This window comes from Microbulbifer variabilis, from assembly GCF_020524905.1.
GTDB lineage: Bacteria > Pseudomonadota > Gammaproteobacteria > Pseudomonadales > Cellvibrionaceae > Microbulbifer > Microbulbifer variabilis_A.
Window position 1 is genome coordinate 561732 of sequence record NZ_JAIVKI010000001.1, and the last position, 14227, is coordinate 575958.

The following is a 14227-nucleotide window of genomic DNA, read 5'->3' on the forward strand; positions in this document are numbered from 1 at the left end:
CTATGGGCCGCAGACCAAAATGGGGCCGGCCGGTTCACGGCGTGCTGTTATTGAACAAGCCCGCCGGCATTACCGCCAACGACGCCCTGCAAAAAGCCAAACGACTCTTTTTTGCCAATCGCGCAGGACACACCGGTGCCTTGGACCCGCTGGCGACCGGTGTTCTGCCGATCTGTTTCGGTGAGGCTACCAAGTTTTCCCAGTACCTGCTCGATGCCGACAAGCGCTACCGCAGCACTTTTGTCTTCGGTATGACTACCGCCAGTGGTGATGCCGACGGTGATGTACTGGAAACCAAAGACGCTTCCGGTTTGACTGAAAAAGCGGTACTCAAAGCGATGGAAGCCTTCCGCGGCCATATCAAGCAGGTGCCCTCCATGTACTCCGCCCTCAAGCACAAGGGCCAGCCACTCTATAAGCTGGCGCGTCAGGGCCTGGAAGTGGAACGCGAAGCGCGCGAGGTGGAAATCTTTGAATTTGAGCTGCTGAGCTTTACGCCGGGCCCACAGCCCCGCGCGGAGGTTGAGGTGCACTGCTCCAAGGGCACCTATATTCGCAGTATCGCCGAAGACTTGGGTCAAGCTCTAGGTGTGGGCGCCTATGTGGAAGTTCTGCATCGCAGTGCTGCCGGCCCCTTCGATGAGGCGGACTCGGTGACTCTGGATGAACTGACCGAAGAGCGTGGTGAAGATAGGGCAGAAGTGCTCGATCACCACTTGCTACCGATGGACTCTCCGGCGTCGTCTTTGCCCAAGCTCGTCCTGCCGGATGACTCTGGTTACTATGTGCGTCAGGGGCAGTCGGTAATGGATTTACAGGTCTATCGTATCGGTGCAGAAGGTGATATGGTGCGCCTCTTCCTGGAAAATGGTGATTTTCTGGGCGTAGGAGAAATTACCGACGAGGGGTGCGTAGCACCGCGGCGTCTGGTAAGTGGCACTTAAGAGAAGCCGTTATTCTGGTGAAAGCCAATAAAGGTGAACTGGAAAGTGCCCGCGCGGCACAGCCGCATTCACGATTAGCTGGTCTGTAAATATGCACGGGCCAGCCGAATCTTTTAAAGCATATTACGACGAGGTAATTCGTTATGGCACTGACTGCAGTTGAAAAAGCAGCCATCCTGAAAGAGCACGGCCAAACTGAAGGCGATACCGGTTCTCCGGAAGTCCAGGTAGCCCTGCTGACCGCCAACATCAACAAACTGCAGGGTCACTTCTCTGCGCACAAGCAGGATCACCACTCCCGTCGTGGTCTGATCCGCATGGTAAACCAGCGTCGCAAGCTGCTGGACTACCTCAAGCGCAAGGATCTGAACCGTTACGCACAGCTGATCGCTAAGCTCGGCCTGCGTCGCTAAGACCCTGGAATGCCCGCCTCTGGCGGGCATTCTTTTTTAATGCTTGCTGAAAAGTGGCCTTGCTGTCATTTTTCAGAAGTCGCACTACACAGGCCAGCGGTAGAGAACCCGTCCTGGATGTGCAGTGTTTGCACCGGCCACCTCTGGTCGGTGGCGGCACATCCCCGTGCCGCCTCAGGTGAGGTTTTTGGAATTCTCGCCCGGGCAATTATGTAGGGGTTACTGGAATGGGCCAGTAACCGTAAGGAAATAGGAAAAAAAACTAGTGAATCCAGTAAGCAAAACTTTCCAGTACGGACAACACCAGGTCACCATCGAAACTGGCCGCATCGCGCGCCAGGCGACGGGCTCTGCCCTGGTTACTATGGGTGAGACTGTTGTTCTGTGTACCGTTGTCGGTGCCAAAGAAGCCAAGCCCGATCAAGGTTTCTTCCCGCTGTCCGTGCACTACCAGGAAAAAGCCTACGCGGCTGGCAAAATTCCCGGTGGCTTCTTCAAGCGCGAAGGCCGCCCGTCTGAAAAAGAAACTCTGACTTCCCGTCTGATCGATCGCCCGATCCGTCCTCTGTTCCCCAACGGCTTTATGAACGAAGTACAGGTCATGTGTACCGTACTTTCTGCCGAGAAGGACATGGACCCGGATATCGCTGCCATGATTGGTACTTCTGCAGCGCTGTCTGTTTCCGGTATTCCCTTCGCAGGCCCAATCGGCGCCGCGCGCGTGGGTTACACCCAGCAAGATGGCTACCTGCTGAACCCAGGCTATCAAGCTCTGAAAGGCTCCGAGCTGGACATGGTTGTAGCCGGTACTAAAGATGCCGTGTTGATGGTTGAGTCCGAAGCTCAGGAGCTGCCGGAAGACATCATGCTTGGTGCTGTGCTGTACGCACACCAAGAGATGCAGGCCATCATCAAGGTATGTGAAGAGTTGAAAGCCGAAGCTGGCAAGCCCCAGTGGGACTGGCAGGCACCGGCGGTAAATACCGAGTTGAAAACGGCTCTGGAAGGTCAGTTTGGTGAGAAGGTTGCCGAAGCCTACCGTATCACCAACAAGCAAGAGCGCAGCACCCGTCTGGCGGAACTGCGCAGCGAAGCTGCCGAAGCGCTCTCCACTGAAGAAATCAGCGCTGATGAAGTTAAGGGTTACTTCGGCAAGCTGGAGAAGAAGCTTGTGCGCGGATCTGTTGTACGCGGTGAGCCCCGTATCGACGGCCGCGACAACAAAACTGTACGCCCGATCAGCGTAGAAGTTGGCACTCTGCCTAAATCCCACGGTTCCGCGTTGTTCACCCGTGGAGAGACCCAGGCATTGGTAGTGGCTACTCTCGGTTCCACCGGCGATGCACAGATCATTGACGCGCTGGAAGGCGAGCGTAAAGACTACTTTATGCTGCATTACAACTTCCCTCCTTACTCTGTAGGTGAAGCGGGTCGTGTAGGTGCTACCGGCCGTCGCGAAATCGGCCACGGCCGCCTGGCGCGCCGCGGTATTGCTGCAGTTCTGCCGAGCTCTGATAGCTTCCCCTACACCGTACGTGTGGTTTCAGAGATCACTGAGTCCAACGGTTCCAGCTCTATGGCTTCCGTATGTGGTTCCAGCCTGGCGCTGATGGATGCGGGTGTTCCGTTGAAGTCACCGGTTGCCGGTATCGCTATGGGTCTGGTGAAGGAAGACGAAGGCTACGCGGTTCTGACCGATATCCTCGGTGACGAAGACCACCTCGGTGATATGGACTTCAAAGTGGCCGGTACCGCTTCTGGTGTGACCGCACTGCAGATGGACATCAAGATCGAAGGTATTACCGAAGAGATCATGGAAACCGCTCTGGAGCAGGCCCTGCACGCGCGTCTGCACATCCTTGCGGAAATGAACAAGGTGATCGATTCCTCGCGCACCACTGTGAACGAGAATGCTCCGCGCTACGCGACCCTGAAGATCCATCCGGACAAGATCCGCGATGTGATCGGTAAGGGTGGTGCGACTATCCGCTCCATCACTGAAGAGACCGGTGCTTCCATCGATATCGAAGATGACGGCACGATCAAAGTCTTCGGTGAAGACGGTGAGAGCCTCGAAGCGGCGGTTACCCGTATCGAGGAAATCACTGCAGAAGCTGAGATCGGCGCTATCTACGAGGGCACTGTGGTGCGTATCGTGGACTTCGGTGCGTTCGTAAACTTCCTGCCGGGCAAAGACGGCCTGGTGCATATCTCCCAGATCGCGGAAGAGCGCGTAAATGCTGTGACCGATTACCTGAGCGAAGGTGAGAAGGTGAAGGTTAAGGTGCTCGACGTTGACCAACGCGGACGCATCAAACTGTCCATTAAGGAAGCCAAGGCTGACCAAGCCGCTTCCGAAGAGGCCAAGCAAGGTTCCGAAGAGGCCTAAACCTCTGGAGCCGATCTAGCCTGAAGAAACCCGGCCATGGTGCCGGGTTTTTTTATGGCTCATACCGGCTGTAGTAAAAATGACAAAGGCATTTTCGCCGGTGGCTTTTCGGTTAAACTCCTGCGAAAAGAGGGAAAATTTTGCACAATTACTGGCTTCTCGATACGCTCCTCGGGCTAACCTGTCTGTTGGTTGCCAACCAGTACTGGTATCTCACCCGCGCGCGTTTTCAATCGGCAACTCTAATAATCGTGGCCGCTCTTATCGGCATGGCCCTGGCCGCCCTGGTGGGTGCCTACCGCTATGGTATAGATCCCAGGGTGACTGAGCTACACCGGGCACTTGCACAGATTTCCGGTTTTGTCTCTTTCTTGCTGATTGGTATAGGCCTTGTCTGGGCGCGGCTGGAGCTACCTTGGGGGCGGGATAATCGTGCACCGGCCTACCTGGTCATTGTGTTGTTATTGGCGGGAGCCATTGGCCTCGCGCAGAGTACCTGGATGTCGAGCCAAGCGGTAGTCGACCTCTACTCCACAGTGGGGTTGTTTTTATGGTTGCTGGTGGCGTTACTGGAATTACTAGCACCGAGGCGTCTCAAGCGAAATCAAGCTTTGTTAATTGGCGCGGGTGCTTTGTTGGTGCTGATCAATGGGCTATTTATTGGCACGGGTGCCTCGCACCTGTTGGGCTTGGCCCGTACAAATTGGTTCCACTTACTGCTCGCACTTTCTGTCTTTTCCCTGTTGTGGGCACGCCCACTTTTCAGCCTGGATCGATTCACCAATGAATAAAATAATTACCAAATTGCAGGGTGGTTGCCATTGCGGTGCCGTGCGCTTTAGCGCGGTACATCAACGTCATAATGATGAGCCTTTGGTGGCACACGCCTGTAATTGCTCTATGTGTGAGAAGGTTGGCTATGTGCACCTGATTATACCGGCGGCAAACTTCCAGCTGGAGCAGGGCGAGGGGGATCTCAGCGTTTACACTTTTAATAGTGGTGTGGCGAAACACTATTTTTGTCGTCATTGCGGCGTTAAGCCATTTTATATACCACGCTCCAATCCCGATGGTTACAGCCTTAATGTGCGTTGCCTCGACAGCGTTCCACAGGAGTTAGAGGTTGAGCCGTTTGACGGACAGAATTGGGAGCAGAATGCTGCAGGCTTGGCACACCTAAGCAGCGCAAAGTAACAATCCCTGCCCAATCTGCCATTTAATGGCTGATGAGACTCCAAAGAAGGAGTAGGTGGGATATCTATAGACTCGCGTATCTGCGCCAGTCTTTTTTCAGTTTTTTGAAAGCCGGGCCTTTGGTGCTTTATCCGCAGCCGGCGAGGGAGTGGGAAAATGCAATCTGGGCTGATTCACGCCTATCTTCTCGATCACCGTGGTGGTGGCAGGGAGCTGAGCTGGGCAGAAGTGTCTGGCTGGCAACCCGGGCAGGGCGTGCTGTGGTTACATATGGATTATACCGACGAGACCGCCGCCCAATGGTTGCGTACAGAGAGCGGTTTGGATCGCTTGGTGGTGGAGGCTCTTCTGTCAGAGGAGTCGCGCCCGCGCGCGACGCCGATAGGCGATAGTTTATTGATTGCTCTGCGTGGTGTGAATCTAAACCCGGCCTCGCAGCCTGAAGATATGGTTTCGATTCGCCTGTGGATAGAGGCAGATCGTATTATCAGTACCCGAAAGCGCCGCCTGTTATCGGTAGAGGATCTACTCGGACGCCTGCGCGCTGGCCGTGGCCCCAGCGGCCCCTCAAACTTTATTGTCTCCCTGGCGGATTTGCTGGTGCGTCGTATGAGTGACACTGTAGATCAGCTCGAGGAGAAAATCGATGAACTGGAGAGCCTCGCTCTGGATTCCGCCGGAGGTGAGCTGCGCTCGGAACTTGCGCATTTGCGCAAGCAGGCCATTACCTTGCGCCGCTATTTATCCCCGCAACGGGAAGCTCTGTCTGGCGTTATGGCTGCGGAAATGCCCTGGTTTCACGAAACCAATTTGTTGCATTTGCGCGAAGTTAGCGATCGTCTGCAACGGCATATTGAAGATATTGATGTGGTGCGCGAGCGCGCTTCAGTCACCCAAGAGGAGTTATTGAGTTATAACTCCGAGCAGATGAATAGCCGTATGTACATGCTGTCGGTGGTAGCCGCAGTATTTTTACCACTCAGTTTTTTGACCGGCTTATTTGGCATCAATGTTGGTGGTATGCCCTGGGCCCAGTCTCAAGCGGGTTTTCTCACATTTTGCGCTTTACTGATTATTGCGCTTGCTGGGCAAATTGCATTTTTCTTTTGGAAAAAGTGGTTGTAGATATTTTCAAGTACACTAACAGAATAGCTTGTATCAATTGGAGGGGTAGTTTATTGGCTGTGAAATTTTATAGATCTTACGATTCGATCGGCATTTGCCATAATGGTATAGGTGATGGTTGAACCTGGAATATTTGGGAAATTGGCGGAATCTACGATATGAACTTTCTTAAAGTGCGTTGGTCTTCCTAAAAGGTCTGAATGGAATATATTGTGACTTCCCCCCATCGGAAAGCTGCCTCCCTGATGGAAGCTTTTGCCAGGTGGCTGTACGGTTAAGAAATGGGGTGGCACTACACCAAGCTTTATCAGTGAACGTCTTATCAGTGACTGAGTTTCTTGGGCGATTTTTCGGGTCCTGGTATTTTTAATTCCTCTTATTTCTACTCTGGAACTATCTGGATGTTTGCTTGCTAAGGTGAGTTCCAGTGCATCAGAATCTTCAGAGGATATGAAGCCCTGGATTATGCATAAGTGATCCAAGGCGATTTGTTTGGGGAGAAAGGAAGGAAGTAGAGATGTTAATTGCTCATCAATAATTTGGCTGCGACCATAAAATTGAAGGTGTATTTGTTCTGGGCTGATACTTGGGTTTTCAATTTCCATAAAAATTTCTGTTAATGTGAAATCGACTTCATAGTGACACCCTTTGTAGAGAAATATGGGGAAGAAAAAGTGTTGACTGTTTTGTATTTTTAAAGGCGTGTTTAATAAGTTGAGAGATCTAGCGAGTATAGTGGTAGTTGCAAACTGGCCCGCGGCAAGGAATACTCTCCGCGCAGTAAATCTATTGATTTGGCCGTTATTTATATCAACTGCAATCACCTCAACGCCTTCCTTTGTTTCATGGACTTCCTGCACAAAGAAACCTTGATGTATTGCCAAACCACTTCTCTGTAGCTCCTCAAATAAATATTTAGGGTTGAAAATTGATTTGTATGGGCACCCATCAAAACAGTGTCCGCAATACTTGCATCCATGCTCTCCCGTACTCGCATCTACCGCTAGCCTAGACCTGCCAAATTCAATACCTTTCCGCCTAAGAGTATTTTCAATGGCTGTCATTTTTTGAAGTAAAAAACCTGTCAGTGCATTTCTCTTGATAGCAGTAGGGTTGTTAGTAAATAGTGGGTACTTAACGTGGAGATTATCTATTTCTGCACTTATTGGCATATAGCGGAGTACATTTTGGTAGGATGGTGCCAGCTCATTTAAGGATATAGGCCATTTTCGCAGCTGGCGCTCACTATAGGGCAGAATCGCTGCTCCCCAAACGTTTCCCAGTCCGCCAAAGCCATGGGAGAACTCTGCTTTACAGTTTTCTGTTGTAATGGTGAGTTGTTTGGGTATTCTGTAAGGAAAGTCAGATCCGAATAGATACCTCCTTTCCAGACCTTTATGAGAGGCTATTGGTGGTGGAAATAGCTTATCTTTCTCTTTCTGTGTCCATGCATCAGATTTACTTTCGGATAGGACATTGACTTGGTGTTTGATATCTTCTTCAAGATCGTATGCGACGTCGATGACTTCAACGGCTTGCCCGATATCTTGTAATGCTTTAACTGTTGCGATACTCGCAGGACCACTTCCGATAACTAGATTCTTAATCCTATTCACTAAGGTTCTTCCCGCCAAGCACTTGTTTCGTGCCCGTTTTAAACTCTCTCTCAATCAATAGAATTGTAGCTGGGTTATATTTTCGGTTCGGTGGCGTTCTTTTATTGGTCAGGAGGTAGATTCCGCCCCTTCCAATTTCTTGTGGAAGAGGCGGAATCCTTTTCTTATCGCCTAAACCAGGAAAAATCCACAAAAACTGGATCGTGGTCGCTTAATCCAGAATAGGCTGGAGAACCGATAAAATAATTGGTGACCTCCAATGTGTAGTTGGGATTGTTGTTAATCACCACTACATGGTCTGTGTCATCCTGCAGCTCATCGGCACAGGCCTCTAAGCTGGTATCGCTACCAGTGAGCATATATTGGCAGGCGTGCTTGCCACCGGTTTTTTCGAAAAAGGCTTTCCAGGTCTGGTAATTAACGCCGCGCCAGTCGTCATCATTTTCATCAAATGCCATATTGAAGTCTCCCGCTAATATAACGGTGGCATTGCTTGAATGGGAGACAATCATATCGGCGATCTGATCAAGTTGCTTTGCCTTAGCGATCAGATCCGCATCCTGGTGGCCCGCATCCATATGGGTGTTATAGATATGTACATGATAATTTTCAGTGACCTCAACTTTTGCCACGGTAAAACCTTTCTCCGTATCACAATCATTACCTGAGCATTTGTTGAAGGTTTCCTCTTCATACGTAGCAAAGGAGTAATCGTCATCATCGCGATTTTCCCGGTCAAAAGGAAATTTGGAAAAAGTGAGTAGCCCGTTGCCAAATGAGGTACCGCCTCCCTTCCAGTGTTTTGAGCGATAGGGCACAGTATCGTTGCTGAGTTTGTCATCATCATCCAGGTAATTCGCCTTGGTTTTATTCCAAACCTCCTGCATCAGCCAGAGATCCTTGGGGTCTTCATTGAAAGTGCGAATAATCTGTTTGAAGTCTGACTTACTATTGCCGCCGATGCATTGTAAAAAACCATCCATGTTGTACACCATCATGTCAAAGCTGCCTGAATTGGCATCTTCAAAGCTGGTGTCACCATACTCATACCCATCCAGATCTTTTGATCCAGTTTCATCCACATCATCGATAAATTCGAACCAGTTACACGAGGTGATAGCGTCCCAAACATCTTCGAAATCTGCAGCGCTGGCTGGATAGCTGATTAGTAGGGCAAGGGAAATACAGATTCTTTTTAACATTTTTTATTCTCCATAGTTTTATCGCTGGGGGGTGCAGGGTCAGAAATGGAAAGCCTCTTATGTTTGGACTTTTTATTTTTGAGGGTGGGATGATGGATAGCGTAGATTACAAATTGGAGTAAGAAAGATTTTTTTTATTTTATTTTTTCAGTGAATGGCGCGGGCTTGTGTGTTTGGGTGGAAGCGTAAGTCTTTAATCAAAGGATGAGTATTTTTCTGCCAGTCAGTTGAGCATATCCTGTCTTTAAGCCGGTAACAGTCGCTGAATGCATCTCAGGTTATTTCTCTGTTTCACTTTTGACGACCTGTTGAAGTAGGCGCAAAGGCAGAGCAATATTTTCTGTATTACATGGATATGTACTCTGCGGGGGGATAGGGGAGGATTAGTGCTGTGGATTTATAGCGGATGCTTTGAAGATGAAAGCTGCAGTTATTCTACTCAAGCAAAAATAGTAACCATCTGCCGGGATAAAGCAGCGAGTCTGCCACTGCGATCCCAAAGGCGCGCCTGAATCACGGCATAGCCATCTTCCGCTTGCTCCACTTCTGCTAAGTATTGCCACCAATCCGACGCCTTGCACCCAGGTAGGGGCTCCATAAATTCCAGGGTCCAGGTGAGAGAGCTGGCCGGTGCTGGTGCTTTAAGCATGGGCAAAGTCGCCGGTGGCCAGGCGTCGATCAGTGCGAGCAAGTGGCTGATACCTACAGTTTTTGCACTACCGTCCTTAAAACGTACCCAACCGCCCAGTTGCCGTTCTGAGGTACCACTGAAAGGCATTTGGCCACAGGCAATACGGTAGTCATATTTTTGCGTGAACTCCGGTACGACACCCTCGATATACGGCAGGGCGACACATTTTTCCGGGCAGAGAAATTCGGGGGCGGCAGGGGTGTCGACTTTTACGGAGGAGTCCCTGCCGCTGCCGAAACTGGCAAGCGCCGCGAGCATAACCGCGTCGTTCTGCAGCAGCTGGCCCTGTGCTTGGGTTACTGAGCGACCAGCGCGCAATACCTGCGCATCAATGTGTACCGCTTCCGCGCTAACCGGACCGACAAAAGAGAAGGTGAGCGAGCGCAGGCTGCTTTCCCTTGTTGCTACCTCAGTAACCTCCGTCGCCATTTTTTCGTAGAGCATGGCCGCAACCAGGCCGCCAAAGGTGGCTCGACCCTGGCTCCAGCCTGTGGGGACTGTATTTGCGCCCTGTTTATTACGCCACTCAAGGAGAAGTTCATCAAAGGTCATAGAGTTACCGCTGGACAGGCGGACTTTGTGCAGTCCGCCGAGGAGATGTCGGTGCCATTTAAGCTGGTGTTAAGTGGCCCCAAATAGAAGACTAATTGAACGTGTGGCTGTCTTCGGGGAATACGCCGATTTTGACGTCCGCTGCGTACTTGCGCAGGGCGCCGGGGATATCGCCGGCTTCCACCAGGAAGTTCTTGGAAAACTTCGGTGGCTGCTCCGTGAGGCCGAGGATATCGTTGATGACCAGAACCTGGGCATCGGTATCGCGCCCAGCGCCGATGCCGATAGTCGGCATGGACACGGACTCGGTAATGCGCCTGGCCAGGGCGCTGGGCACACATTCCAGCACTAATAGATCGGCACCGGCCTGATCCAGCAGAATCGCATCCTCCAGCATTTGCTCGGCGTGTTTTTCATCTCGACCCTGAACCCGGTAGCCACCGAGCTTGTGAACGGACTGGGGAGTGAGCCCAAGGTGGGCACAGACAGGGATACCGCGATCTGTGAGCATTTTGACTGTATCGGCAAGCCAGGCACCACCCTCGATCTTCACCATATGGGCACCGGCCTGCATGATACGGGTGGCATTTGTGATCGCTTGCTCCGGCGTGGCGTACGTCATGAATGGCATATCGCCCATGATCAGGGATTTTTTATTACCTCGCGCCACCGCTTCCACGTGGTAGATCATTTGCTCCATAGTAACCGGCACTGTGCTGTCGTAGCCCAGCACGGTCATACCCAGGGAGTCACCCACTAATACGGTTTCTACACCGGTTTTCTGGGCCATAGCCGCCATGGGCGCATCGTAGAGAGCGACGGTAATAAATTTCTCGCCGTTCGCTTTCATTTTGCGCAGAGTTTGCACGGTAACGAGCTTTTCTAATTCTGAGGGTGCATACATAGCGGTTAACTTCCCGGGTTGTAGTAATGACGGCCCTTGGTCACTGTGAGCATGTACTCTACCAGTTGCTGGTAATCCTTTGGGCTATCGACAATATCGATGTCTTCGCTGTTGACAATCAGCAGCGGTGAGCTGTCGTAGAAATGGAAAAATTGGGTGTAGGCATCGTTGAGTGTGGCCAGGTATTCAGTACTGATAGCGCGTTCAGCGGGGATGCCTCGATTGCGAATGCGGGTCTGCAGGACTTCCAATGGCGCCTGCAGATAAATCACCAAGTCGGGTTTGGGCGCCTCTAAGGTGAGATGCTGGAACACCTGTTGGTAGAGTGCGAGTTCATCCACATCCAAGGTGACTTGGGCAAATAGTTGATCCTTCTCGATAAGGAAGTCCGCCACCCGCACAGGTTCAAACAGATCATCCTGGCGCAGGGCCTGGATCTGTTGAGAGCGCTGCAGCAAAAAATGTAATTGGGTTGGAAGTGCGGCGTTCTTGGGGTCGCGATAGAAGCGCTCGAGGAAGGGGTTTTCCTCGGGCAGCTCCAACAGGGTGTCGTAATTGAAAGTGGTGGCCAGTTTCTTGGCCAGCGTGGTTTTGCCCACACCGATATTGCCTTCAACAGCAATGAATTTCGGCGGGGTTCTCTCCGGTTGGCCAAATTCACACGGATTGGTTTCGCTGTTGTCGATAACCACGTGTTTGACTCCTCTGGTTTGGGCGTCTTCCCTGATGGGCTACAGGCGCCAAAATACTATCAAGCGGGGCGACCAGTCGAGCACTTTTAGCGCTGCATTAAGGGCTGGTTAGATTTTCTTCAGGCGGTTTTGCGGACAATTTTGCAGCAGTTGTTGCAATGATTCTCCAGTTGGCAGTTGCAGCTGGGGGGCCAGCTCGGCCAGGGGCAGCAGCACGAAGTTGCGCTCTGCCATGCGCGGGTGCGGCACCTGCAGGCGAGCTTCGTCTAACCGGAACTCGCCGAACAGCAGAATGTCCAGGTCGAGGGTGCGTGCTCCCCAGCGCACTGAGCGCTCGCGTCCGTGGGCCTGCTCAATCGATTGCAGCTGGTTGAGCAGCTCAATGGGCTGCAGCGCGCTCTCCAGTTCTGCCACAGCGTTGACATAATCAGGCTGCTCACCGGGGCCAATAGGGGCGCTGTGATAAAAGCTGGAGCAGCCTAAAAGTCGACTGCGGGGAATTTCTTCGATGGCTGCCAGGGCACTGCGCAGCTGTTTCAGGGGCTCAGCCAGATTACTGCCGAGCCCGATAAAAACCCTTTCCATTATTCGGCAGCCTTTGGCCTGCGTCGACGTCCGCCGCGGGAATTGCGGCCGCGATGATTACCGCCGCCATTGCGCTGGAGCTTGCGCACCATTTGTTGGCGTTGCTCATCGTCGGCCTGCTGGAATTCGGTCCACCAGTTGCCCAAGCCGGGCTCAAGCTCACCACACTCTTCGCGTAAGAGCAGGAAGTCGTAAGCGGCGCGGAAGCGAGGGTGTTCCATTTGGCGTTGGGCGCGACTGCCACCGCGTTGTGGTAGGCGGTGCTGCAGGTCCCAGATTTCGCGCATGGGGATAGAGAAACGCTTGGGAATTGCGGTATGGGCCAGCTGATTGCTGGTGATTTTTTGTGCTGCTTGGGCCAATGCCGGCGCTGGTGGGATCCCCCTTTCTATGAGTTTTTTCTGCTCCTCATTCACGGCTGGCCACAACAAAGCCGCATATAAAAAGGCGGGTGTGACACGCATGTCGGCCTGGATACGCTGATCGGTATTGCGCAGTGCGCGTCGGGTCAGTTCCAGTGCCGAAGGGTTCTTTTCAATCTGGGCGGCGTTATCGGGGAACAGGTGTTTCCACAAGTGGTAGCGGTGCAGTAATTCGAAAGTACGCTCGCCCTGGCCGCTCATCAGCAGCTTGAGGATCTCGTCGAACAGGCGTGCGGGGGCAATATTGCGCAGTAGGGGGGCCAGCTCCTGCAAAGGGGCTTCGGTACCGGCTTCAATAGCAAAATCCAGTTTGGCGGCAAAGCGCACCGCGCGTAGCATCCGCACAGGGTCTTCTTTATAGCGTGTGGCCGGAGCGCCAATCATGCGGATAAGACGCTTTTCTATATCCTCCACACCGCCGGTGTAATCGTGAATGGCGAAGCCATCGGTGGTGTAGTAGAGCGCATTAACCGTGAAGTCCCGGCGCACGGCGTCACTTTCCAGATCGCCGTAGACATTGTCGCGCAGTAGCATACCGTGTTCAGACTGCTTGGCTTCATGTTCTTCGCCATCGCTGTGGTGACCGCGGAAAGTGGTGACCTCAATGACCTCACGGCCGATACGCGCGTGGAGGATCCGAAAGCGTCGTCCCACGATACGTGCGCCACGAAACAGTACTTTGGCCTGTTCTGGGGTAGCGTCAGTGGCAACATCGAAGTCTTTGGGGTGGCCGCCGAGCATTAGATCCCGTACACCGCCACCGACAATGTACGCTTGGTAACCCGCGTCCTGTAGGCGCTTCATGACCGTTAGGGCCGCGCGGCTGATGTCCCGGCGGGAGATATTGTGATCGCTGCGGGCGATAATCCTGGGGCCTTTCTTGGCCGGCTTGCGCCAGCGTTTGATACTACTAATCAAATTATTGAGCATACGGCTGTCTGTCTTGACTGCTGCCATCTGTTTGTGACCGAAAATGCCCTGTTGGTGCTGAGGCCACATCTTCGGTGGCGGCAGGCTTTACACCCGCGCTTTCCTTCCCCCACATGAGCTGGGGTATGGTTGTTGCACTACTGGGGCTTCTGAATCTGGGCGGGCCCAGGGGCGAAGTCCAAAACAGAGGGCGGCAATGGCATCTGCTGTCAGTATGTAGGACTCGCTGGCGCGATTCTAACACACGCAAAGCAATGCGCCCGCAATCTGCGGGTGCCGAGAAGTTTGGGAAAAGTTTGGGAATTATTATTACAGGTATGAAGGCAGCGGCTTCCTTGCGCTCTTAATTTGCTATCAAGCAAACACCCTCTCCCAGGTATAAATCAGTCAGTTTGCAACGCGCTTGTTGTTATTTTTATTCTTCTTTCGAATTTATTGTTATTGTTTATTGTTGTTCTTGCGGTTTTGGCCACTCATTGCTTTTGTTATCGGCCGCCCCATTATTTTTATTATGTTTCGCCCACTTATTTTGAGTAGTTATAGGGCTTTTAACGGTCATTTATTTTTA

At 52.2% G+C, this 14227-nt stretch carries 13 protein-coding genes; 6 read left to right on the forward strand and 7 right to left on the reverse strand.

Annotated elements, in window-relative coordinates; translation table 11 throughout:
- Positions 1 to 2 precede the first annotated feature (2 nt).
- From truB to LC073_RS02360, 6 genes are all read left to right on the forward strand, one after another.
- Positions 3 to 944: a tRNA pseudouridine(55) synthase TruB gene (truB, locus tag LC073_RS02335; protein ID WP_226642977.1), complete on the forward strand. Its 942-nt coding sequence runs from the start codon at positions 3 to 5 to the stop codon at positions 942 to 944.
- Positions 945 to 1087: 143 nt separating this feature from the next.
- The gene (rpsO, locus tag LC073_RS02340; protein WP_152454735.1) at positions 1088 to 1357 is read left to right on the forward strand and encodes a 30S ribosomal protein S15; all 270 of its coding nucleotides are present in this window, start codon (positions 1088 to 1090) and stop codon (positions 1355 to 1357) included.
- A gap of 265 nt (positions 1358 to 1622) precedes the next feature.
- The gene (gene pnp, locus LC073_RS02345) at positions 1623 to 3746 is read left to right on the forward strand and encodes a polyribonucleotide nucleotidyltransferase (protein ID WP_226642979.1); all 2124 of its coding nucleotides are present in this window, start codon (positions 1623 to 1625) and stop codon (positions 3744 to 3746) included.
- A 140-nt stretch (positions 3747 to 3886) separates the two neighbouring features.
- On the forward strand, positions 3887 to 4537 hold the full coding sequence (locus tag LC073_RS02350; protein WP_226642982.1) for a hypothetical protein: 651 nt from the start codon (positions 3887 to 3889) through the stop codon (positions 4535 to 4537).
- Positions 4530 to 4940: a GFA family protein gene (locus tag LC073_RS02355; RefSeq protein WP_226642984.1), complete on the forward strand. Its 411-nt coding sequence runs from the start codon at positions 4530 to 4532 to the stop codon at positions 4938 to 4940. Before LC073_RS02350 ends, LC073_RS02355 begins: the two co-directional genes overlap by 8 nt.
- 156 nt (positions 4941 to 5096) lie before the next feature.
- A complete protein-coding gene (locus tag LC073_RS02360; RefSeq protein WP_226642985.1) occupies positions 5097 to 6065 on the forward strand; it encodes a zinc transporter ZntB in 969 nt (322 codons plus the stop codon).
- Positions 6066 to 6115: 50 nt separating this feature from the next.
- Here LC073_RS02360 and LC073_RS02365 read toward each other — a convergent pair whose 3' ends face one another.
- The 7 genes from LC073_RS02365 to pcnB form a co-directional block, all read right to left on the reverse strand.
- Entirely contained in the window at positions 6116 to 7681 is a 1566-nt protein-coding gene (locus LC073_RS02365; protein WP_226642987.1) for a GMC family oxidoreductase N-terminal domain-containing protein, read from the reverse strand.
- Between the two features lie 164 nt (positions 7682 to 7845).
- Positions 7846 to 8883, reverse strand: a complete 1038-nt coding sequence (locus tag LC073_RS02370; protein ID WP_226642989.1) for an endonuclease/exonuclease/phosphatase family protein — start codon at positions 8881 to 8883, stop codon at positions 7846 to 7848.
- 439 nt (positions 8884 to 9322) lie between these two features.
- Positions 9323 to 10126 carry an acyl-CoA thioesterase gene (locus LC073_RS02375; RefSeq protein WP_226642992.1) on the reverse strand — a complete coding sequence of 268 codons (804 nt, stop codon included), beginning with the start codon at positions 10124 to 10126 and terminating at the stop codon, positions 9323 to 9325.
- A gap of 91 nt (positions 10127 to 10217) precedes the next feature.
- A complete protein-coding gene (panB, locus tag LC073_RS02380; RefSeq protein WP_226642995.1) occupies positions 10218 to 11030 on the reverse strand; it encodes a 3-methyl-2-oxobutanoate hydroxymethyltransferase in 813 nt (270 codons plus the stop codon).
- 5 nt (positions 11031 to 11035) lie between these two features.
- Entirely contained in the window at positions 11036 to 11722 is a 687-nt protein-coding gene (locus LC073_RS02385; RefSeq protein WP_226642997.1) for a deoxynucleoside kinase, read from the reverse strand.
- Positions 11723 to 11830: 108 nt separating this feature from the next.
- Complete coding sequence (folK, locus tag LC073_RS02390; protein WP_226643000.1) at positions 11831 to 12307, reverse strand: 2-amino-4-hydroxy-6-hydroxymethyldihydropteridine diphosphokinase; 477 nt, start codon at positions 12305 to 12307, stop codon at positions 11831 to 11833.
- Entirely contained in the window at positions 12307 to 13659 is a 1353-nt protein-coding gene (pcnB, locus tag LC073_RS02395; protein WP_413231428.1) for a polynucleotide adenylyltransferase PcnB, read from the reverse strand. Before pcnB ends, folK begins: the two co-directional genes overlap by 1 nt.
- Positions 13660 to 14227 lie beyond the last annotated feature (568 nt).